This window comes from Pantoea sp. Morm (assembly GCF_016643525.1).
Lineage (GTDB): Bacteria > Pseudomonadota > Gammaproteobacteria > Enterobacterales > Enterobacteriaceae > Pantoea > Pantoea dispersa.
Genome location: NZ_VOQX01000049.1, coordinates 1 through 21,000, shown reverse-complemented (window position 1 = coordinate 21,000; position 21,000 = coordinate 1). Strand labels below are relative to the sequence as shown.

Below are 21,000 nucleotides of genomic sequence, written 5' to 3'. Positions count from 1 at the left end.
AATCCTTACCGGAGAGTTCTGACAGATGTTTGATACCAAAATTGCCCTAATCGTACGTGATGATTTAGCCACCTGGCAGCGCCTGAATGTGGTGGCTTTTCTGGCGACCGGCATTGCGGCAGCCGCGCCGGAGATGATGGGTGAACCCTATGTCGACGCGCACGGTCGTCAGTACGGCAACATGGCCGGCCAGCCGATGCTGGTGTTTGCCGCCGATTTAGCCGGCCTGCAACGGGCGCATCGCCAGGGCGTAGAGCGTGAGTTAACGCTAATTCCTTACGTCGAAGCGATGTTTTCCACCGGCCACGATGCCGCCAACCGCGCGGTGTTTCTGGCCGAAGACGCCGATAATCTCAACCTGGTGGGGATCGCGCTGCGCGGCCCGAAAAAGGCGGTGGATAAAGCCATTAAAGGGCTGGCGCTGCACGGTTGAACGGCGGGTGCGCCTGTTCAATCTGTTCTGCCGCCTTTAACAGCACATCTTCCCGGTCGCGCAGTGCCAGAAGCTCCAGGCCGATGGGTAACCCTTCCGTACTCAGGCCGACCGGAATGCTGATTGCCGGTGCGCCGGTGACGGCTGAGATCAGCGCGTTGCTGCCAGGCTGTAACTCGCCATGCTTCACTGGCGGATGGCGGACTACCGGATAAGCGAGCAGGTCGATCTGCTGCTGCTGAAAAAACTGCGCCAGCTGCTGATACAGCCTCTGCTGGCGCAGCTGCACCTCGCGATAGCCGTCACTCTGCATGCCGGGATGCTGCGCGCGGGTTTTGAAGGTGGCCTCCAGCTGGGGATGATAGTGTCCTGACGCGGCAATCGCCGCCAGCATGCGCAGCGGTGCCTGCGATTTATCCGCCAGCCAGGCGGCCAGCGCGTCAGCAAATTCATAGGCAATAATATTGGCTTCCGTCGCCAGCGTCTCCAGCTGCGGCCAGCTCAGCATGCGCGGCTGAAACGGTGCCACAGCATCCTGCACCGCCTGGTTAATCTCCGTTTCCTCTGCGGCAAATCCTTCCTGCCAGATGCCGATGCGCAACGGCCGGTCGGGACGGGAAAAACGCTGGCCCGTGAGTATTTCACTGATCAGCCGCAAATCAGCCGCGTAGCGCACCAGCGGTCCGGGGATATCCTGGGTAGGCGACAGCGGCACGATGCCAGCGCTGCTCAGTGCACCGCGGGTCATACGTAAGCCGAACAGGCCATTAAACGCGGCCGGAATGCGCACCGAACCGGCGGTATCACTGCCTATCGCCAGCGGCACGAAGCCTGCGGCCACCGCCACGGCTGAACCGCTGCTTGAACCTCCCGGAGAACGGCCTTGCTGCCAGGCATTATGGGTGAAGCCACTCAGCGACGACGCGCCGGTGATGCCTGCTGCCAGTTCATGCATGGTGGTTTTGCCGATGAGGATTGCGCCAGCCTGACGCAGAGCCGTAACCAGCGGTGCATCCTCGCTGGCAATCACATCGCGCAGCAGCGCCGAACCGGCACTGGTCGGCCAGCCTTTGACTTCAATGTTGTCTTTAATCAGCAGCGGAATACCGGCCAGTGGGCCAACTGGCGCATTCTGCTGCCGTGCGGCATCGCTGGCAGCGGCCGCAGCCAGCGCGTCATCGGCAAACAGCCAGCTGATGGCGTTGTAGCGCGGCTGATCCACGTCAGCAATGCGCTGCAGCGCAAATGTGGTGAGCTGGCGTGCGCTCACCCGGCGCTGGGCCAGCGCCTGTTGCATATCCCCCAGCGACGCGGTGAGGTAATCAGCGTATTGCATGGTTCAGGCCTCCACAGGAATCCATTGCCGCTCTGGCGAAACCCGGCCGCACGAACTGCCGGCAAAGTGTGAGCTGCACCAGAGTGCCTGATGGCTAATGCACCAGTCTATCAGTAACTGACGTGACGTTACGGCGCGTGGTAAATCCTCACAAAAAACTGAGTTCCATTGCGGATGTGCAAACTGAACTGGATGATGCATCACATCACCGCTAAATACCGCGTGGGCACCGGCGCTTTGCAGCACAATTGAAGCGTGATCGACGCTGTGGCCCGGCGTCGGCATATAGCGCAGCACACCGGCAAACAGCGGGGAGTGCTGCACATCAATGGTTTCCAGCTGGCCGCTCGCCAGCAGCGGCGCAAGGCTATCGTGATACAGCGCCTGCATCGACGGCGTGCTGCGGCACTGTGCCAGTTCACGCGCTGAACAGATGTAACGCGCATGACGAAACATCGGCTGCCAGCGGCCAGCGCGCCAGCAGGTATTCCAGCCGACGTGATCGGTGTGGATATGCGTCATCAGCACCAGCGTCACTTCATCAGGGTCGACGCCCGCTTCGGCCAGACGTTGCGGCCACGCGGTTTGCAGCTGGTGAAACAGCGGCTTGTTATCGCGGTTACGGCCATTGCCCGTTGCGGTATCAATCACGATGGTGTCGCGAGCGGTGCGCACCACCCAGCTATGGATGGATAGCTCTGCTGGCTGCTGTGCCAGCGTGTCGCCCATCGTCTCGCGGTGTGCCGGAAACAGCGCAGCGAAGGGGAGTGAGCTGGTCTGCTCGATCACTTTATCAATGCTGCATTCACCTATGTGCAGGGTCATATTGCCTCCTAAAGCGTGGTGCCTGTTACTGCAGGTCACTATACTGAGCGCTGTTTCATTATTTAAATCGATTAAAATCATGAAAAGCATCAATGAAAATGATTTCAGCAAAATCGACCTTAACTTATTGATTGTGCTGCTGGTCATTTATGACGTGCGCAGCGTAACTCAGGCGGCAAACCGGCTTTATCTGGGGCAGCCGGCGGTCAGCGCTGCATTAAAAAGACTGCGGGCAATGTTTGACGATGCGCTGTTCGTGCGTTCCTCGCAAGGCATGACGCCCACACCGCGCGCAGAGCAGCTGGTGCGCCAGATCGCACCGCTGCTGCAGAGCGTCCATCGCGTTATTTTCACTGCCGATCGCTTTGATGCCGCGCACGATAGCCGCAGTTTTACGCTCGGCATGAGCGACTGGCTTGAGCACTGGCTGATGCCCGATTTACTGCTGCAGCTGGCCGCCTCGGCCCAAAATATTGATATCCGGGTGGTGGCTGCCGATCCGTGGCAGGCCATTCCGCTGATGGAGCAGCAGCAGGCTGACGTGGTGGTGACCGTCGGAGAGGAAACCAGCCGCGATCTTACGCGGGAGCACATTGCGCGCGCCGGCTTCCGCACGGTATGGCATCGCGGACAAATTGACCTTGCACCACCGCTGACGCTGGCGCAGTTCGTGCAGTATCAGCATGCGCTGGTCTCCTATCGCGGCGTGAGTGAAAGTGCGCTGGACGCCGCGTTAGCCCGCGATGGGCTGACGCGCCGCGTGCGTTATGTCACGCCGCACTTCTCGGTGTTACCGCTAATGTTGCAGCGTCTGCCGCTGTTCGCGACCGTTCCGCAGGGACTGGTGCAGGCATGGCAACAGCGCTATGCGCTGAGTACGGCGGCGGTGCCGATCGGCATGCCGGATTATGCACTTTCGCTGCTGTGGCATAACGCCCGGGCCGAAGACCCGGCGCACCGCTGGCTGCGCGCCACGCTGCGTCAGCTGATCGAACGCAAGCTGGCGTGAAACGCTTACCACGGCACTACGCGGCCGAGGTAATCGAGATAGTGCAGGCCGCCGCGTCCGGTCTGGCTTTCCACCGTATTGAGCAGATTCGGGATGCTCTCCTCAATGCTCAGTCGCGCCCCGGCACCACCCATGTCGGTGCGCACCCAGCCGGGGGCCAGCAGCAGTAGCGTGCGTGCATCGTCGTGACGCGCGGCAAAGCTGCGCATAAACATATTCAGCGCCGCTTTACTGCCGCGATACACCTCGTAGTTGCCATGGGTGTTGTTGGTGAGACTGCCCTGGCCGGAGGACATCACCGCCAGCGTGCCATGCGCGCTGACGTTGTTTCTGAAGGTTTCCAGCACGCGCAGCGGGCTCAGCGCGTTGGTTACCATTACGCGAATAAACTCTTCCGTCGACACATCGGCAAGGGTTTCGCGATCGTCATTTTTCACGCCCGCGTTGACCAGCAGCAGATCAAACTGCTGGCCGCTTAGCCGCAGATGCAGAGCGTTGACCTCTGCTGGCACGGTGATGTCCACGCTCTCCACCGTCAGCTGCTGCGGGTAACGCTGCGCCAGCTGTTGCAGCGCGTGAAGGGAGTGCTGGCGGCCGGTCGCCACCACCTGATAGCCACGCTGCAGCATATTCTCCGCCAGCGCGAAGCCGATGCCGCGTGAAGCACCAATCAATAAAGCACGGGAAGCCTTGTTCATGACCCTCTCCTGGTTTTGGGGTGAGTGAAAAGTCTACCCTTGCATGACAACAGGCGGAACGCGCAGCATCTGCATAGATAACCTGCAGCAAACGCCTTGCCAGATGGCGCTCAATCAATAAGGATAATGCGATGAATAGCGTCGATTTGAATTTACTCCCTGCGCTGGACGCGCTGCTCAGTGAAGGCAGCGTAGTGGGCGCTGCGCGTCGTCTGGGGCTGAGCGAGTCAGCGATGAGCCGCACGCTGGGGCGACTGCGTGTCGCCACCGGCGATGCGCTGCTGGTGCGCGCCGGGCGCGTGATGGTGCTGACGCCACACGCCGAAGCGCTGCGCGGCCAGGTGCATGCCACTTTGCAGGACACGCAGGCGCTGCTGAGTCCACCCGCGCAACGCTTTGCTGCCGCCGAGCTGCAGCGCCACTTCACGCTGCGTACCAACGAAGGTTTTGTCGAAGCGTTTGGCAGCGCGCTGATCGCCGCAGTCCGCGCACAGGCGCCCGGCGTGCAGCTGCGCTTCATGCCGAAAGCAGAGAAAAATGATCGACCGCTGCGCAGCGGCGACGTTGATCTGGAGATTGGCGTACTGGGCAATATGGGACCGGAGATTCGGCTGCAGGCGCTGTTTCGCGATCGCTTCGTCGGCGTGGTGCGCGCCGGGCATCCGTTACTCGCGGACGTGACGTTGGCGCAGCTGGCCGCATATGGTCACATCGTGGCGTCAAGGCGCGGTGAGCTGGGCGGGCCGGTGCATGAGGCGCTGCTCGCCGCCGGTTTTACCCGCCAGGTGGCGGCCGTGGTACCCGCTTTTTCCACTGCCGTCGCGCTCACGCTGCACAGCGACTGGCTGGCGCTGGTGCCGCATACGCTGTGCCTGCACCATCCGCTAATCAAAGATAATCCGGCGTTTGCGATGTTTGAATTACCGTTTGCCACGCCAGAGGTGACAGTGTCACAGCTATGGCATCCGCGGCTGGAGCAGGATGCCGCACACCGCTGGTTGCGTGACACGGTACGGCAGGTATGCCGCGCTTAGATCAGCCGCCGCGCACCGATCCGCGCCATATCACATCAGCCTGATACAGTAGCGTGTCGTGCTGCTGCTCACTCTGCGGCGTAAAACCACTCTCCGCCTGCTCGGTCTGCGTCAGCCAGGCGATGGCGTCGCGGGCAAAGCGCTCCACCGGCTGGGCGAAGGTGGTGAGATTGTAAGAGGACCAGCCAGCCTGCGCGATATTGTCGTAGCCAATCAGGCACAAATCCTCCGGCACGCGCAGCTGGAAACGGTGGCACGCTTCATCCATGAAACCGCAGGCCATCAGATCGGTGACGCAGAACACCGCGTCCGGGCGCTGATGGCGCGTCAGCAGGCGATGCGCCAGAATCTGACCGCTCTCATACGAGGTGGTACCGAACCGCTCCACGCTGACCGTCAGTCCGGCGCGCTCCGCCACGGCGATAAACGCCGCTTCGCGTTTGATCAGGCTCGGCGTACCGGCCAGCGAATTGGCGAACGCCAGCTGACGACAGCCGGCGCGCTGAAACGCCATCACCGCCGTTTCAGCCGCCGCCTGCGCGTCGAGGTTGATGCTGAGCGAGCCCGGCAGCGCTTCGTCGCGGTTGATCAGGATGATGCGCTGACCGTGCTGATAGCACTGGCGGGTGATGGTGCGATCCGGCATGCCGGAGAGGATGATGGAGGCATCGGCGCGAAAATTGATCGCCTGCAGCAGCGCGGCGGAGACGCTGTTGTCGGAACGATCGGTATTAATCAGCATCGCCACTTTGCCCGCTTCCTGTAAAAACTGTGTCAGCCAGCGCACCAGTGTGGCGCGGTAAGGCGTGGCGATTTCAGAGACGATCAGGCAGACGATGCCGCTGCGGTTGCGCACCAGTCCGCGCGCCAGGTGGTTAACGTGATAGCCCAGCTCCTGCGCCGCTTTCATCACCCGGGCACGGGTGGCTGCAGAAACGCTGGCACCGGGCGTAAAGGCGCGCGACACCGCCGATCGCGACACGCCCGCGCGATCGGCCACATCCTGTGCGCTCACCCCGGCTTTGTCATTCTGCATCTTCAACTCCTCACAATTACGGCTGAAAAGCAGTCTGCCGTAAATTGCAAAGCTGTGCAATTTGTCTGCGATCACATTTGTTGCATTTTTGTGACACAGCCTGTCAATTGCAGATTGCGCTATTTGACAGGCTATTTTCTGTTCATTACTAATTTGCACACACGTGCAAATAAAAACCTCTGTTAAGCACGGAACCCTGCCAACCAAGGAGAACATCATGCGCTACACCTCACTGGCCATTGCGCTGTCCCTCAGTTGCACCGCGCTGCCGTTTGCTGCGACGGCCGCTGGCAATCTCAATATGGTCTGCTCGGCGGACGTGGTGGTGTGCGAACACATGACGCGCATTTTCAGCCAGGCACATCCGGATATTAAAGTCAGCATGGTGCGGCTGTCGGCGGGTGAAGCCTATGCCCGCCTGCGCAGCGAAGCGCGTAACCCGCGCACCGACATCTGGTGGGCCGGTACCGGCGATCCGCATATGCAGGCGGCGGAAGAGGGGCTGACGCAGCCGTATAAATCGCCGCTGCTCGACCAGCAGCAGGACTGGGCGCAGAAGCAGGCGGAAAACTCAGGTTACCGTACGGTGGGGATTTATGCCGGTGCGCTCGGCTGGGGCTACAACACCAAACTGCTGGCGGATAAAAAGCTCAAAGCGCCAGCCTGCTGGGCTGATTTGCTCGATCCGGCCTTCAAAGGCGAAATTCAGATTGCCAATCCGAACTCGTCCGGCACCGCCTATAACACCCTGGCGACGCTGGTGCAGATCATGGGCGAGGACAAAGCGTTTGATTACCTGAAAAAGCTCAACGCCAACATTTCCCAGTACACCAAATCCGGCTCGGCGCCGGTGAAGGCAGCGGCGCGCGGCGAAACCACCGTGGGCATCGTGTTTATGCACGACGCGGTGGCGATGGAAGTCGACGGCTTCCCGATCAAAACCGTCGCGCCCTGTGAAGGCACTGGCTATGAGATTGGCTCAATGTCGATCGTCAAAGGGGCACGCAATCTGGCCAATGCCAAAGTGTGGTACGACTGGGCGCTTAGCGCCGAAGCGCAGTCGCACATGAAAGAGGCCAAATCCTTCCAGCTGCCGTCAAACCGCAACGCAGAGATCTCCGAATACGCGCCGCGCTTCGAGAACATCAAACTGATCGATTATGACTTCAAAACCTACGGCGATTCCGCCAAACGTAAAGCGCTGCTGAGCCGCTGGGATAAAGAGATCGGCGCCAGCGCGCAGTAATGCCGCATCGCCGGACGCTGCCGCTGACGGCGGCTTGCCGGTTCCGACAGCGCTAAGGATGGCGCGATGATCCCGCATTGAGGTAACACATGAACGCAAATAATCGCCGTCTGACAGGCGCGCTGCTGCTGGGCGCCGTCGCGCTGTTGCTGCTGCCGTGGTACAGCCTGGAAGCAGGCTTTTTCGATAGCGGCTGGCTGCTTAACCTGTGGCGTGATGAAGCCAGCGCGCCGGCATTGTGGCAGATCGGCAGCCATCCATGGCTGGCGCTCGCCGTGGCGCTGCTGGCGCTGTGCGCCGCCTGCGGTTTACTGCCCGGCAGCGCACGCAGCCGGTTGCTGCTGCTGTTCAGCGCGCTGGGCGTGATCTTCCTGATTGTGGAAGGGCACGCGATTGGCTACAGCGGCTGGAGCTGGCTGTGGCTGGAAAACCGCTTCGGCGCGCTGCCGCAGGGACAGCCAGCGATGGGCGCTGGCGCGCTCCTGCTGCTGACCGTATTTTTGCTGCTGTTCTCGTTTGCGCTGGCCGAACGCGGCGTGCTGAAAGGCGATGCCTTTGTGGTGGCGTCGCTGGTGCTGCTGACTGCGCTGGTCAGCATCTTCGTACTCTATCCGGTGCTCAGTATGTTTGTGGTGTCGGTGCAGGACGTTGACGGCAGTTTCAAACCGGATGGTTTGATCAGCAATCTGCAGGACCCGTCGATCTGGAGCCTTGCCTGTCTGAAAGGCGGCACCTGCGGCACCGCCTGGCGCACACTGTGGCTGGCGCTGATGACTGCCAGCGGTTCGACGCTGCTGGGTCTGGCCTTTGCCCTGGCGGCAACGCGCACGCCGCTGCCCTGCAAAAAAGCGCTGCGCATGCTGACCATTCTGCCAATCATCACGCCACCGTTCGTGATTGGTCTGGCGCTGATTTTGCTGTTCGGTCGCTCGGGCGTAGTGACGGAGCATCTGGCGGCGCTGTTTGGCATCGAGCCCGGCCGCTGGCTATATGGCCTGACCGGTATCTGGATTGCCCAGGTGCTGTCGTTCACGCCGATTGCCTTTCTGGTGCTGATTGGCGTGGTGGAGGGCGTCAGTCCGTCGCTGGAAGAGGCGTCGCAAACGCTGCGCGCTAACCGCTGGCGCACCTTCAGCCGCGTTTCGCTGCCACTGATGGCGCCGGGTCTGGCTAATGCCTTTTTAATCAGCTTCATCGAAAGCATGGCCGATTTTGGTAATCCGATGGTGCTGGGCGGCAGTCACGGCGTGCTCTCTACCGAAATTTTCTTCTCGGTGGTAGGCGCGCAAAACGATCCGAGTCGCGCCGCGGTGCTGGCGATGATTCTGCTGTGCTTCACGCTGGCCGCCTTTGTGCTGCAGCGGCTGTGGCTGGGTGGCAAAAACTTCGCCACGGTGACCGGCAAGGGCGACGGCGGCAAACATGGTCAGCTGCCGCGTTTGCTGCGCTACGGTGTGTACGGCATGGTGATTCCGTGGGGTCTGTTTACCCTGGTGATCTACGGCATGATTGTGGTGGGCGGCTTTGTGCAGTCGTGGGGCCTGAACGATGCGCTGACCATCGAACACTACGTGCGCGCTTTCCGCGTCAGCGTCAGTGACGGTCATCTGCTGTGGAGCGGCGTGGCGTGGAACTCGTTCTGGACCACGCTGGAAATTGCCCTGATTGCCGCACCGCTCACCGCCGTGGTGGGCCTGCTGACCGCCTGGCTCATCGTGCGGCAGAAATTTGCCGGTCGTCAGACGTTTGAGTTCCTGCTGATGCTGAGCTTTGCCATTCCCGGCACGGTGATTGGCGTCAGTTACGTGATGGCCTATAACCTGCCGCCGCTGGAGATTACCGGCACGGCGATGATCCTGATTGCCTGCTTTGTGTTCCGCAATATGCCAGTCGGCGTGCGCGGCGGTATCGCGGCGATGAGCCAGCTGGATAAAAGCCTTGATGAAGCGTCACTGACGCTGGGTGCCAGCAGTTTCCGCACGCTGCGCAAAGTGGTGCTGCCACTGCTGAAACCGGCAATCAGCGCGGCGCTGGTGTACGCCTTTGTCCGCGCCATCACCTCGATCAGCGCGGTAATCTTCCTTGTCAGCGCTCAGTACAACATGGCGACGTCCTACATCGTCGGGCTGGTAGAGAATGGCGAATACGGCGTCGCCATCGCTTACTCCACGGTGCTGATTGTGGTGATGCTGCTGATCATTGGCGTGTTCCAGTGGCTGGTGGGCGAACGTCGCCTGCGCCGCGTGGCGCGCCCGGTGGACGTCGCCGCGCCACCTGCTTCCCCTTCGTTAACTCAGGAGAGTGCCGTATGACCGCGATTACTGCTGGTTCCGTGGTGTTTGAACACGTCGAAAAACGCTTTGCCGGTTTTACCGCGCTGCCGGATTTATCGCTGACGGTGGAGCCAGGTACGCTGGTGACGCTACTGGGGCCTTCCGGCTGCGGTAAAACCACCACGCTGCGCCTGCTGGCCGGCCTGGAACATCCGACTTCGGGGCGTATTTTAATTGGTGGCAAAGACGTAACGCATCTGCCAGCCAACGAGCGCGACGTGGCGATGGTGTTTCAATCCTACGCGCTGTTTCCGCATATGAGTGCGCTCGACAACATCATGTACGGCCTGCAATCGTCCGGCATGAGCAAAAAGGAAGCGCAGGATCGTGCGCGCGAAGGGCTGAAACTGGTCGGGCTGGAGAGTCAGGGGCAGCGGCTGCCGTCCGAACTTTCCGGCGGGCAGCAGCAGCGCATTGCGGTGGCGCGCGCGCTGGTGCTGGAGCCGCAGGTGCTGCTGCTGGATGAGCCGCTCTCCAATCTCGACGAGCGCCTGCGCCGCCGGGTGCGCACGGATATTCGTGATTTGCAGCAGCGGCTGGGCTTCACGGCGGTGTATGTCACGCACGACCAGGAAGAGGCGCTGGCGGTGTCGGATAAAATTATTGTCATGAAAGAGGGCGATATTGCTCAGCAGGGCGCGCCGGAAAGCCTGTATCACGCGCCCAATTCGGTGTTCATCGCTGACTTTATGGGCGAAGCCAATATTCTGCCGTGCGAAGTCGAACAGGTAGAAGGCAGCGAAGCGCTGGTGCGACTCGGCAGGCAGCGCTATCGCGTGCGCGGTAACGGCGTTGCGACCGGATCCGCGCAGCTATCGGTCAGACCGCAGTTCATTACCCTGCACAGCGGTGCTGAAGGCGCACTGCGCGGCGAGGTGACGCATGCCACCTGGCTGGGCGATCACATCGAATACGAGGTCAACACGGAACTGGGCTCGCTGTTCATCGTCGATGCGCAGATGGAGCAGCAGCTGCCGCTGGACGCCCGGGTGGCGATTGATTTTAAACCTCAGGGTCTGGCCCTGATTGCCGGTTAATTTAAGGATAACGCATGAGTGATACGAAAAATGACGCGCTGCAATCGCGTCTGCTGCTGGCCGAACGCGTCGCGCGGGCGGGCGGGGAGAAGGCGCTGGCCTACTTCAATCAGCGTGACACGCTGGTGGTCGAAACCAAGCACGACCTGCAGGATGTGGTATCACGCGCTGACCGCGAGGTGGAACAGATGATCGACCAGCAGATTCGCGCCAGCTTCCCGGACGACGGTTTTCTTGGCGAGGAGTACGGCCTGCAGCCGGGCACGTCAGGCTACACCTGGGTGGTCGATCCGATTGACGGCACCAGCCCGTTCCTCAACGGTATGCCAAACTGGTGTGTTTCCGTTGCGGTGCTGCATGACGGCGTGCCGGTGATTGGCGTGATCTTTGCGCCGACCTATCAGGAGTGCTACGTCGCCGCGCTCGGCCAGGGCGCAACGCTGAATGGCCGCCGTTTACAGGTGGATCCGTCACGTACGCTGCAAAATCACGTGACCGGCTTTGGCGCTAATAGCTATGTCAGCCCGGAAGAGGTGGGCCGCCTGCTGGCGTCGCTGCTGGCAGCGGGGGGCAACTTTATCCGTATCGGATCTGGTGCGCTGATGCTGGCGTGGGTGGCAGCCGGACGCGTGGTGGGCTATTTCGAACCCTACATGCACGCGTGGGATTGCCTGGCCGGTTACTGTCTGGTGAAAGAGGCCGGCGGCTGGTATCACCCGTTTAATACTGAGGGCGACCGGCTGTTGAAAGGCGCGCAGGTGCTGGCGGTGGCGCCGGGTGCACAGGCGGAGCTGAGGCGGATTGCCGGCGTTTAAGTGGTGTATTTCACGGCCGCGCGACGTTTTCCGGGTCGCCATCCATGGCGACCTTACAACGCTTGCGCTGTCGTAACTGGATAATCGCATGATTTTAAACGGTTACGTGGTGACTTAAACCGCCACGAACTCGCGGTATCCCGACCAAATCACATACACCGCGAAATAACAGAAAATCAGCGCTGAGGCGAGATACGAATACTTCAGCAGGCGCTCGCCTAACAGCTTTCCGCCCATGCTGCCGATCAGGCAGATTACACAGGTCCACACCACCCCGGCGAGGAAAAACCCGCTGAGAAACCACGAAGTTGCAGCGGCATCACTGTGGCCGATGCGGGCTATCAGCGCGCCGCCCACGCTGGCGAACCACAGAATCGCCGTCGGTGACGACATCGCCAGCACGATGCCGCGCCGAAATTCGCGCAGCAGTGAACGATAAGGCTGGGTTTCAGCCGCGGGAATGTCGATTTTTTTGGCCAGCGCGGCGTAAAGCATTTTAGCGGCAAACCACAGCAGCAAGATGCCGCCGCCAATCCATAGCAACCAGCGCACCGGCGTAAACTGCAGTACCACCGCCATGCCAGCCATCGCCAGTAAGGCGTAAATTAAATCACCCACGCAGGTGCCCATGCCCAGCCAGAAACCGTGCAGATAACCGCGCTGCATCGCCAGCGTCAGCATGGCGATGTTGGCGAGTCCGATATCCAGACACAGCGATAAACTCAATAAAAAACCATTAGAAAACGGCAGCATAACGTCGTGACCATCCCTGAGTTCGGTAAAGGAAAGATTAAAGCATGCGTGCCGGGGCTTTTTACACTGCTTCCTGCCATCCATAACCAAACGCTATGACCCATTAGCAAAGGCACAATTAAATAAACCGATTTGTGAAGCCGATCGGCCTGCGCAGCTTTGCGCGCAGGGAATGCCACTATAGTCGTTAACGAGACGTTAACAACGTCCGTTTCAATACAAAAAAATCAACCTGGTTTGGGCGCAGGCCCGTGAAAATTCCGATTATGGTGGAAAGACAATGAGTGGATACCCAAAACCGGCAACTGGCGGTTTAGCAACAAACTTAACCGTGGCAATATCACTGGCTCTATTGACGCTGGCGGGGAGTGCTATGGCGCAGAACACGGAACATCATCAAACAGCATTAGTCGGCACCTGGACCAGTATTCCGGATGCCCCTGCGGTACAAAAGCCGGATCGACCCAGTGAAGGTTTGTATCGCATGCAGGTCAACAGCGACGGGACGCTCAAGCCGCTGGAGGTGATCAGGATGAAAAGCCCGTCGTGGATCGTTAAATCACGCGACGGGCGGTTTGCTTATACCACCAATGAAGAGAATGCCGGTGCCGTTACCGCGCTGGCGATCGATAAACAGGGCGCAGTGCGGGTGCTGAATCAGGTCGACAGCCACGGCGAGCAGCCGACGCACGCCACTCTTAGCCCGGACGGCAAATTCCTGTTTGTCGCCAACTATTCGGTGGCGAAAGGCGGAGCAGGGGTAACGGTGTTCCCGATTGCGTCGGACGGCAAGCTGGGCGAACAGGTCCAGCATTTCGCGTTCAGCGAAGGCAGCGGCGTGGTAAAAGATCGGCAGGATGGCGGCCATGCGCACTCCACCACCTTTACCCATGATGGCCGCTATCTGTATGCGGCCGATCTCGGTGACGATAAACTGCACGCCTATCGCTACCACGCGGATCGGCGAGAGCCGCTGCAGGCGGATACCAGCCGTGATGTGAGCTTTGCGCCAGGTGCGGGTCCGCGCCACATGGTGTTCTCCGCCGACGGTAAACACGCTTATGTGATTACTGAAATGGCGGGCGAAATCGTGGTGTTCCGCGTCACTGATGACCGGCTGGAACGGCAGGCACAGGTGGCGCTGAATACGCAAAACAGCAGCGCCGCCTGTAAAAGCGGCGGCGGCATCATTCTCAGCCCGCAGGGTAAATTCCTGATTGCCGCTAACCGCGGATCTGACAATCATCTGCTGGTGTTTAAGATTGCCGCCGATGGCAGCCTGACAGATCCACAGCGCTATGCCGCCGACGGTATTGAGCCGCGCGCGCTGGCGTTTGATAACAGCGGTAAACACCTCTATGTCACCAACGTGTTTACCAATACCATTACGCTGTTTGATTTTGATGCGCACAGCGGCAAGCTGAGCGCGCGCGGTGTGGCGGCGAAGCTGGCAACGCCAACCGACATCAAATTCTTCAACTAACTGCCCTTTCACTCATCCGGTGCGCGTGACGGCGCACCGTCTTCCGCCATGGCCGACAGCGCGCTTTCCAGCGAAGCCGGAAACATCTGGCCGTGACTGAGCCCGGGAAACAGCTGGAAGCGAGCCGCCAGGCCGTTCTCCTGCATGCCGTCGAGGGTGGTGCGAATCCGGCTCAGCACATCGCTGACGCCAGAACGGAATTCGCCGTTGCCTTCCATCAGCACCAGCTGCTTCTGCTTGAACGATGCGGGCGTCACCGCCGCCATCTGCTGCAACAGCGTTGCGTCGCCGCGCAGGGAAGGACTGGCGGCAAAATAGCGCTGGAAAAATCCGGAGGTTAAATAGCTGTCCAGCACAAACAGCCCACCGTAAGAGTGGCCCCACAGCGCACGCTGCTGCGCATTGATCGGCAGATTCCGTTCGGCACGCGGCGCGATAGTCTGTTCCAGCAGCTGGCGGAATGCGGCGCTGCCGCCGGCTGGCCGGCCGCGACGATCCTGCACCTGTTGTGGCGGGGTGTAATCCAGCGTGCGCGCAGCGAGATCGAACGGCAGCGGGGTCTGATAGCCTACCGCCACCAGCACCGGCGGGTTGCCTGCCGCCAGCTTCTGCAACAGCGCTTCGCTGAGATGGTTCATCACGGCGTTGCCATCCAGCATATACAGCGCCGCGTAACCTGCGGCCGGTGCCGGTTTACGTGGTACCGCCGTCCACACTTTGTAATGGCGCTGGCCGTCAGCGGAATCAAACGTGTTTACAGTGAAGCGATACCAGGCAGAGCCTTTGTCGGCAATGTTGGGTCCGAGCGGCGTCATATCAGGCCGGGCGAAACCGACAGCCGGATTGAGCAGCAGGCTCAGCAGGGTGAACAGCGGAATGATAAAGCGATAAATCATGGCGCTTCCTTACTAGCTGGCGAGTCAATTACTTCCGTGTCACAGCGAAAGCGCCAGACAGATTAGTGATAATGATTATTAATTTCAACAACCATTTTGCACCGTCACGCGCCGTGCGGAAGTGTAAAGATTTCGTCAGGATCGCCGATAACGTAGCGGTATAATACCAGCGAGGATAGTCAGGATGATTAACGGTATCGGACCGGGTAGTTTCTCACAGCTCCATCTCAGCAGCGCCAGCGCACGCGTGACCAGCAGCACGGCAAGCAATGCGACCCGGCAAAATAGTCTGACGGCAGACGCCTCAGCGAAAGTCACCTTTAGCGAAGCCACCGACGCCATCTCTGCGGTGTACCAGATGACGCCGGCGCGCGTCACCGCCAGCACGCCTCTTTCGCCTGATATGCAGACGCAGGCGATAGGTGCGCTGCGCAGCTCGGGCGTCAGCATGAACGGCATTGGCAGCGCGCTGCTGAGCGCACTGACGCAGCAGCGTGACGATGTCACCATCAGCGTACCGGCCAGCGGCGGCGCGCAAACTGACACGCAGAGCGCGGTGGCACTGGAGATTACCACTCAGTCCGGCGTGAGCCTGACTCTGCAGATGACGCGGCAGCAGGATGGCGTAGCGGTGGCACTGAAAACCACTCACGGTAAGCTGAGCGATGACGAAGCTGCGGCAATTGCCAAACTTTCCGGCGCGCTGGAGAAAACCCTGAGCGGGTTGGATAACGGCAACGGTAAACTGGATGTCGGTGACCTGCTCAGTTTTGACAGTAACCAGCTGGCCAGCGTTGATCTGAAAACCGACCTGCGTCGCAGCGGCGAAGTAATGCAGTCGCTGAATCTGCATGCCGACCCGGGTTCACGCTGGCTGGGTTTCCATAATGCCGACGCCAGTTTCAAACTGACGACGGACATGCGCAGCCTGGCGCAGGCCAGCAACGCCGGTCAGCAGCAGAGCGCCCTGGCGCAGTGGAGCGCGAAATTTGATCAGGCCGCTTCGCGCGGTCATGGCGATCGTGCGGCGCTGGCACTGTTTAAGCAGGGTTTCGAGAGCTTAAACAGCACCAGCGCGGCGGCCGGCGTGGCGATGCGCACCCCGCAGGCGATCACCGTAGGCGCGCATGCGGCGCAGGCCGGTGCCATCAGCGGCCTGGCGGATTTCTCGGCCAGCTATCACCAGACGGCGCGCTCCAGCAATCCGCTGAAGCCGGAAGAGGAAGATACTTTCGCTCTGGATGTGGCGCAGCGCAGCAGCCAGCAGAAGAACGGCGATACGCAGCGCATGACGCAGGAAACCCTGTTTAAGCTAAACGCCAGTTTTCATACCGCGCTAAGCGCCAGTTCGCCGCTGGCGCTCAATGAAACCAAAGAGTCACAAAACTATCACTACCACCAGATTCACGATGAAACGCGCAGCACCACTGAGGTGACGCAGGATGCGCAGGGTAACCTCACCGCCCGTTTCGCCCAGCAGCTGACGCAGCAGGAAACGGTGAAGACTTATCAGCTGGCGAAGCTGATCGACAGTACCAGCACACCGCACAGTGAGAAGAGTGAATCGACGCGCCACTATTCCCCGGCGATGTATCTGGCGCAGGCGTAATACCGGGATAACGTAATGCCCACTCTATTGCGCCAGCCCATGGCGCAATAAAACAATAATGTCATTTATCACTATCGATAGCGGAATTAATACTTAAGATAATTCGCCCGTGTCACTCAGCGTAATAACCCTGCATCTCCGCGCCCGCTAACGCCTTCTTATCCCTGATAAATTCTTTATTCTCTTTCTGCATGCCGTTTGCCGGATATAGCATAACCGTGCTCTTTACCGCTGTTATTCCCGCTGATTATCATCGCGCTCAATCTGTTATTAAATTACGGCTCTCTGCCCTGGCAGAATGAGCCTGTGAATCACAGCAAAATAAAAAGTGAATCCAGCGATGACGCAAATCAGGGCTCAACAACTTCAGCGCGCGGCGGTGATTACGTCTGACGCGGCGGCAATCGACGCCGCCCGCCACCTGGCGGAACAGGCGAAAGCCGGGGCAGCCGAACGCGACCAACAGCGTATCTATCCGCGTGAACTGCTCGATCAGTTCACCCAGCTGGGGCTGGGCAGTATCAGCGTGCCGCGCCAGTTTGGCGGCGGCGGTTTGTCTTTTGCTACCGTGGCGGAGGTGTTCCGCCTGATCTCCGCCAGCGATCCGTCGCTTGGCCAGATTCCGCAAAACCACTTCGGGCTGATCCAGTTCATCCTGGGGGAAGGCAGCGCGCAACAGCAGCAGCGCCTGCTCAGCGCGGTGGTACAGGGCCAGCGGCTGGGCAACGGCGGTCCGGAAAAGAACAGCAAACACACGCGTGATATGCAGGCGCAGCTGGTGTCAGGCCCGGAGGGGTTACGGCTCAGCGGTGAAAAGTTCTATTCCACCGGTGCACTGTTTGCCGACATTCTGGTGACCACCGCGCAGCAGGAGGGCCAGCCGGTAATGGCGTTCATTCCGCTGCCGGCAGCGGGCGTTGAGATTATCGATGACTGGTCGGGTATCGGTCAGCGCACCACCGCCAGCGGCACGGTGAAGCTCCAGCAGGTGGCGGTCGATGCCGGTTTGACCATCGCGCTACCGTCGCCCGATAAGCCAACGCTGCGCGGTGCCGTATCGCAGCTGATCCAGGCCGCGATTGACGCCGGGATCGCCCAGGGCGCGCTGGATGAGGCGCTGGCGTTTATTCACAGCAGCTCGCGTCCGTGGGTGGACGCGGGCGTGAGCCGCAACGCAGAAGATCCTTACATTCTCGCCGATGTCGGGCGTATCAGCACCGAACTGAGCGCCGCCAACGCGCTGCTGGTGCGTGCGGCGCGCGTACTGGACAGCATTGACCCGCACGCGCTTACCGCTGCGCACTGCGCGCGCGCCTCCATCGCGGTTGCAGAAGCCAAAGTGCTGACCACCGAAATTGCACTGAAAGCCAGCGAAAAGCTGCTGGAGTGGAGCGGCAGCCGCGGCACATTGCTGAAGCATGGGCTGGATCGCCACTGGCGCAACGCGCGCACCCATACGCTGCACGATCCGGTGCGCTGGAAAACGCACGCCATCGGCAACTATTACCTCAACGATGTTCTGCCCGCGCGTCATGCGTGGATTTAAGGAGCGATAGTGACGCAGGTTTTCGCTAAACAGCCGGCAGCACGCATCCGCAGTGCGCAGCAGGCCCTGCAGGTGGCAGAGGAGCTGGCTGAATGCTTTCGCAGCGGCGCAGCGCAGCGCGATCGGCAGCGTAAGCTGCCACATGCTGAACTTCAGCACTATTTCCAGTCCGGCTTAGGCGCCATTACCGTGCCGCGTGCGTGGGGTGGCATTGAGATTTCCAGCGCAGAACTGGCGCAGATTTTTGTCATTCTCAGCGCTGCCGATGCATCAATTGGTCAGGTGCCGCAAAATCACTTCTATGCGCTGGAAGTGCTGCGCGTTAACGGCAGCGACGCCCAGCAGCAGCGGCTGTACAACGAAGTGCTGGCGGGCGTTCACTATGGCAACGCGCTGGCGGAGTTCGGCTCTGCGGCGGCGCATCAGCGCACCACCGCCTTCAGCCAGACCGCCAGCGGGCTGCGCCTCAACGGCGACAAATTTTACTGCACCGGGGCGCTGTTTGCCGACCGCATCCCGACGCTGGCCATCGCCGATGACGGCAAAGAACAGCTGGTGTTTGTGCCGCGCCATCAGCCGGGCGTAACGGTGATTGATGACTGGAGCGGTTTCGGCCAGCGCACCACCGGCAGCGGCAGCGTGCAGTTTCGTGATGTGGCGATCGCGCCGGACGATGTGGTGCCGTTTCATAGCGCGTTTGAGCGGCCGACTACCGTCGGACCGTTTGCCCAGATTATGCATGCGGCCATCGACCAGGGCATTGCCCGCGCGGCCTTCAATGACATGCTGGCTTTTGTGCAGCAGCGCGCGCGGCCGTGGCCGGACAGCGGCGTTGAGCGAGCCTGTGACGATCCGCTGACGCTGGATCGCACCGGGCGGCTTGCCGCACGGCTCAGCGCCGGTGATGCGTTGCTGGATGTCGCCGGAGAGGCGGTCGATGTCGCCCAACGCAACCCGAGCGCTGAACACGTCGCGCTGGCATCGGTTGAAGTGGCGAAAGCCCGTGCCTGGACCACTGAGGTGGCGCTGGAAGCCGGCAACCTGCTGTTTGAGCTGGGCGGATCGCGCGCCAGCCTGCGCGAGCACAATCTCGATCGCCACTGGCGCAACGCGCGCACCCACACGCTGCATGACCCGGTACGCTGGAAATATCCGGTCATCGGCAACTATTTGCTTAACGGCGTGCTGCCGCCGCGACGGGGAACGCTATGAGCCGCAAACAGATTCTGCTAAATGCTTTTAACATGAACTGCGTGGGGCATATTCACCATGGCATGTGGACCCATCCGCAGGACCACTCAGTGGAGTTCAATTCGCTGGCGTACTGGCTTGATTTAGCGCGTCTGCTGGAGCGCGGCCTGTTCGACGGGCTGTTCATTGCCGATATTCTCGGCGTTTACGATGTGTATCAGCAGGGTATCGGCCTGACGGCGCGCGAGTCCATTCAGATGCCGGTGAACGATCCGCTGATGCTGATTTCCGGCATGGCCAGCGTGACGCAGCACCTGGGCTTTGGCGTGACCGCCAATCTGAGCTACGAAGCCCCTTATCCTTTTGCCCGCCGCCTGTCGACGCTCGACCATCTGACCAACGGCCGCATCGGCTGGAACATCGTGACCGGCTATCTCGACAGCGCGGCGCGCGCCATGGGGCAGCAGCAACTGCTGGCGCACGATCGGCGCTACGACCAGGCCGATGAGTTTCTTGATGTCACTTATCAGCTATGGGAAGGCAGCTGGCAGGACGATGCGTTGCTGGCGGACAAACAGCGCCGGCTGTATGCCGACGCGCAGAAGATTCACGCGATCAATCATCAGGGTGAATTTTATCAGGTGCAGGGCTATCACCTGAGCAGTCCTTCGCCGCAGCGCACGCCGCTGCTGTTCCAGGCAGGCTCATCCGCGCGCGGCGTGGCGTTTGCTGCTCGGCACGCCGAATGCAGTTTCGTGAATGCCAGCTCGCCGGCGGCGCTGCGCGAGCAGGCGCAGCGTCTGCGCCACGCGGCGGTGGCGGTGGGTCGCCAGGCGGACGACTTACGCATCTTTATGGGTGTCAGCGTGATCGTCGCCGCCAGCGAACGCGAAGCGCAGGAGAAGCACCGCAGCTATCTGGAATACGCCAGTGCCGAAGCCGGCATTGCGCACTTCTCCAGCTCAATTGGCGTCGATCTCGCCGCGTTTGGCCTCGATGAACCGATTCACAGCGGCGACACGCGCGCCATTGAATCGGTGAGCAAAGCCTATAACGGCTGGACGCGTCGCCAGCTGCTGGAGCAGCACGCGCTTGGCAGCCGCTACCCGGTGATTGTCGGCAACCCGTCTCAGGTCGCCGACCAGTTGATCCGCTGGATTGATGAAGGTGACATCGACGGCTTCAATCTGACGCGCATCCTGAATCCGCAAAGCTACCGCGATTTTATTGAGCTGGTGGTACCGGAACTTCAGCAGCGCGGCCGCTTCAAAACCGCCTATCAGCCGGGATCGCTCCGGCAAAAAATTTTTCAGCAGCAGGATCGTCTGCCCGCGCGCCACCCGGCCGCGCGCTGGCGGCCTGCGGCTGACGTTCGTTAATTTAACCTCAGGGAGTCAGGATGAAATTTGCCTCATTAGTGGCGCTGAGCGCCGCAATATTAACCGCCAGCGCGTTTGCCGCCGGTGACTACAGCGGCGCCCTCAAAGTCGGTACCACGGCGGCTTTCGCGCCGCCGCTGGAAACCGCCGTGGCTGAAGCGAAAAAGCAGGGACTGCAGGTGGAGCTGGTGGAGTTCACCGACTGGACTGCGCCGAACGTGAGCGTGGAAAATGGCGACATTGACGTCAACCTGTTCCAGCACAAGCCGTTTCTTGACAATGCCAACCGCGAGGGCGGTTTCCATCTGGTGCCGTATGCGCCCGCCATCATCAATAACATC

19 protein-coding genes are annotated in these 21,000 nt (G+C 60.6%); 13 read left to right on the top strand and 6 right to left on the bottom strand.

Going from position 1 to position 21,000, the window contains the following annotated elements; genetic code table 11:
- Window positions 1-25: 25 nt before the first annotated feature.
- Window positions 26-433 (top strand): DUF2000 family protein, encoded by a 408-nt coding sequence (locus FT726_RS16880; protein WP_262258303.1) that lies wholly within the window; start codon window positions 26-28, stop codon window positions 431-433.
- Here the strand turns inward: FT726_RS16880 and FT726_RS16875 are convergent.
- Both FT726_RS16875 and FT726_RS16870 read right to left on the bottom strand, forming a co-directional pair.
- The gene (locus FT726_RS16875) at window positions 408-1,769 is read right to left on the bottom strand and encodes an amidase (RefSeq protein ID WP_346303122.1); all 1,362 of its coding nucleotides are present in this window, start codon (window positions 1,767-1,769) and stop codon (window positions 408-410) included. The two genes, FT726_RS16880 and FT726_RS16875, sit on opposite strands and share 26 nt — an antisense overlap.
- A gap of 3 nt (window positions 1,770-1,772) precedes the next feature.
- Complete coding sequence (locus FT726_RS16870) at window positions 1,773-2,594, bottom strand: MBL fold metallo-hydrolase (protein ID WP_021508943.1); 822 nt, start codon at window positions 2,592-2,594, stop codon at window positions 1,773-1,775.
- A gap of 79 nt (window positions 2,595-2,673) precedes the next feature.
- On the opposite strand from FT726_RS16870, the gene FT726_RS16865 reads away from it, so the two are divergent.
- Window positions 2,674-3,603 carry a LysR family transcriptional regulator gene (locus tag FT726_RS16865; RefSeq protein ID WP_058759031.1) on the top strand — a complete coding sequence of 310 codons (930 nt, stop codon included), beginning with the start codon at window positions 2,674-2,676 and terminating at the stop codon, window positions 3,601-3,603.
- A 5-nt stretch (window positions 3,604-3,608) separates the two neighbouring features.
- Here the strand turns inward: FT726_RS16865 and FT726_RS16860 are convergent, their stop codons facing one another.
- The gene (locus FT726_RS16860; RefSeq protein ID WP_058759032.1) at window positions 3,609-4,301 is read right to left on the bottom strand and encodes an SDR family NAD(P)-dependent oxidoreductase; all 693 of its coding nucleotides are present in this window, start codon (window positions 4,299-4,301) and stop codon (window positions 3,609-3,611) included.
- Between the two features lie 131 nt (window positions 4,302-4,432).
- Between FT726_RS16860 and FT726_RS16855 the strand changes: the two genes are divergently transcribed.
- On the top strand, window positions 4,433-5,335 hold the full coding sequence (locus tag FT726_RS16855; RefSeq protein ID WP_141495872.1) for a LysR family transcriptional regulator: 903 nt from the start codon (window positions 4,433-4,435) through the stop codon (window positions 5,333-5,335).
- Between the two features lies 1 nt (window position 5,336).
- On the opposite strand, the gene FT726_RS16850 is transcribed toward FT726_RS16855, so the two are convergent.
- Window positions 5,337-6,371, bottom strand: a complete 1,035-nt coding sequence (locus tag FT726_RS16850) for a LacI family DNA-binding transcriptional regulator (RefSeq protein ID WP_346303121.1) — start codon at window positions 6,369-6,371, stop codon at window positions 5,337-5,339.
- A gap of 217 nt (window positions 6,372-6,588) precedes the next feature.
- Between FT726_RS16850 and FT726_RS16845 the strand changes: the two genes are divergently transcribed.
- From FT726_RS16845 to FT726_RS16830, 4 genes are all read left to right on the top strand, one after another.
- Window positions 6,589-7,617, top strand: coding sequence for an ABC transporter substrate-binding protein (locus tag FT726_RS16845; RefSeq protein WP_021508948.1), 1,029 nt, complete (start codon window positions 6,589-6,591; stop codon window positions 7,615-7,617).
- An 89-nt stretch (window positions 7,618-7,706) separates the two neighbouring features.
- The gene (locus tag FT726_RS16840; RefSeq protein ID WP_058781082.1) at window positions 7,707-9,929 is read left to right on the top strand and encodes an iron ABC transporter permease; all 2,223 of its coding nucleotides are present in this window, start codon (window positions 7,707-7,709) and stop codon (window positions 9,927-9,929) included.
- Window positions 9,926-10,987, top strand: coding sequence for an ABC transporter ATP-binding protein (locus tag FT726_RS16835; protein WP_104187524.1), 1,062 nt, complete (start codon window positions 9,926-9,928; stop codon window positions 10,985-10,987). Before FT726_RS16840 ends, FT726_RS16835 begins: the two co-directional genes overlap by 4 nt.
- A gap of 14 nt (window positions 10,988-11,001) precedes the next feature.
- Window positions 11,002-11,802 (top strand): inositol monophosphatase, encoded by an 801-nt coding sequence (locus FT726_RS16830; protein WP_021508951.1) that lies wholly within the window; start codon window positions 11,002-11,004, stop codon window positions 11,800-11,802.
- 114 nt (window positions 11,803-11,916) lie between these two features.
- Here FT726_RS16830 and FT726_RS16825 read toward each other — a convergent pair whose 3' ends face one another.
- Window positions 11,917-12,555, bottom strand: a complete 639-nt coding sequence (locus FT726_RS16825; protein WP_058759038.1) for a LysE family translocator — start codon at window positions 12,553-12,555, stop codon at window positions 11,917-11,919.
- A gap of 373 nt (window positions 12,556-12,928) precedes the next feature.
- Between FT726_RS16825 and FT726_RS16820 the strand changes: the two genes are divergently transcribed.
- Window positions 12,929-14,038 (top strand): lactonase family protein, encoded by a 1,110-nt coding sequence (locus FT726_RS16820; RefSeq protein ID WP_288423478.1) that lies wholly within the window; start codon window positions 12,929-12,931, stop codon window positions 14,036-14,038.
- An 8-nt stretch (window positions 14,039-14,046) separates the two neighbouring features.
- On the opposite strand, the gene FT726_RS16815 is transcribed toward FT726_RS16820, so the two are convergent.
- Window positions 14,047-14,934 carry an alpha/beta hydrolase gene (locus FT726_RS16815; protein ID WP_288423475.1) on the bottom strand — a complete coding sequence of 296 codons (888 nt, stop codon included), beginning with the start codon at window positions 14,932-14,934 and terminating at the stop codon, window positions 14,047-14,049.
- A 184-nt stretch (window positions 14,935-15,118) separates the two neighbouring features.
- Between FT726_RS16815 and FT726_RS16810 the strand changes: the two genes are divergently transcribed.
- The 5 genes from FT726_RS16810 to FT726_RS16790 all read left to right on the top strand — a co-directional run.
- A complete protein-coding gene (locus tag FT726_RS16810) occupies window positions 15,119-16,543 on the top strand; it encodes a hypothetical protein (RefSeq protein WP_346303120.1) in 1,425 nt (474 codons plus the stop codon).
- A 340-nt stretch (window positions 16,544-16,883) separates the two neighbouring features.
- Window positions 16,884-18,089, top strand: coding sequence for an SfnB family sulfur acquisition oxidoreductase (locus tag FT726_RS16805; RefSeq protein ID WP_282995494.1), 1,206 nt, complete (start codon window positions 16,884-16,886; stop codon window positions 18,087-18,089).
- 9 nt (window positions 18,090-18,098) lie between these two features.
- Entirely contained in the window at window positions 18,099-19,301 is a 1,203-nt protein-coding gene (locus tag FT726_RS16800) for an SfnB family sulfur acquisition oxidoreductase (protein ID WP_288423466.1), read from the top strand.
- On the top strand, window positions 19,298-20,659 hold the full coding sequence (locus FT726_RS16795) for an LLM class flavin-dependent oxidoreductase (protein WP_346303119.1): 1,362 nt from the start codon (window positions 19,298-19,300) through the stop codon (window positions 20,657-20,659). The genes FT726_RS16800 and FT726_RS16795 overlap by 4 nt, the downstream gene beginning before the upstream one ends.
- 20 nt (window positions 20,660-20,679) lie before the next feature.
- Window positions 20,680-21,000 (top strand): MetQ/NlpA family ABC transporter substrate-binding protein (locus FT726_RS16790; protein ID WP_346303118.1); only part of this gene is annotated, 321 nt, incomplete at its 3' end.

Bases quoted from the DNA above. Each gene is read 5' to 3' on its own strand.
- FT726_RS16880 (WP_262258303.1), top strand. From the start codon at position 26: ATGTTTGATACCAAAATTGCCCTAATCGTACGTGATGATTTAGCCACC.
- FT726_RS16875 (WP_346303122.1), bottom strand. From the start codon at position 1,769: ATGCAATACGCTGATTACCTCACCGCGTCGCTGGGGGATATGCAACAG.
- FT726_RS16870 (WP_021508943.1), bottom strand. From the start codon at position 2,594: ATGACCCTGCACATAGGTGAATGCAGCATTGATAAAGTGATCGAGCAG.
- FT726_RS16865 (WP_058759031.1), top strand. From the start codon at position 2,674: ATGAAAAGCATCAATGAAAATGATTTCAGCAAAATCGACCTTAACTTA.
- FT726_RS16860 (WP_058759032.1), bottom strand. From the start codon at position 4,301: ATGAACAAGGCTTCCCGTGCTTTATTGATTGGTGCTTCACGCGGCATC.
- FT726_RS16855 (WP_141495872.1), top strand. From the start codon at position 4,433: ATGAATAGCGTCGATTTGAATTTACTCCCTGCGCTGGACGCGCTGCTC.
- FT726_RS16850 (WP_346303121.1), bottom strand. From the start codon at position 6,371: ATGCAGAATGACAAAGCCGGGGTGAGCGCACAGGATGTGGCCGATCGC.
- FT726_RS16845 (WP_021508948.1), top strand. From the start codon at position 6,589: ATGCGCTACACCTCACTGGCCATTGCGCTGTCCCTCAGTTGCACCGCG.
- FT726_RS16840 (WP_058781082.1), top strand. From the start codon at position 7,707: ATGAACGCAAATAATCGCCGTCTGACAGGCGCGCTGCTGCTGGGCGCC.
- FT726_RS16835 (WP_104187524.1), top strand. From the start codon at position 9,926: ATGACCGCGATTACTGCTGGTTCCGTGGTGTTTGAACACGTCGAAAAA.
- FT726_RS16830 (WP_021508951.1), top strand. From the start codon at position 11,002: ATGAGTGATACGAAAAATGACGCGCTGCAATCGCGTCTGCTGCTGGCC.
- FT726_RS16825 (WP_058759038.1), bottom strand. From the start codon at position 12,555: ATGCTGCCGTTTTCTAATGGTTTTTTATTGAGTTTATCGCTGTGTCTG.
- FT726_RS16820 (WP_288423478.1), top strand. From the start codon at position 12,929: ATGGCGCAGAACACGGAACATCATCAAACAGCATTAGTCGGCACCTGG.
- FT726_RS16815 (WP_288423475.1), bottom strand. From the start codon at position 14,934: ATGATTTATCGCTTTATCATTCCGCTGTTCACCCTGCTGAGCCTGCTG.
- FT726_RS16810 (WP_346303120.1), top strand. From the start codon at position 15,119: ATGATTAACGGTATCGGACCGGGTAGTTTCTCACAGCTCCATCTCAGC.
- FT726_RS16805 (WP_282995494.1), top strand. From the start codon at position 16,884: ATGACGCAAATCAGGGCTCAACAACTTCAGCGCGCGGCGGTGATTACG.
- FT726_RS16795 (WP_346303119.1), top strand. From the start codon at position 19,298: ATGAGCCGCAAACAGATTCTGCTAAATGCTTTTAACATGAACTGCGTG.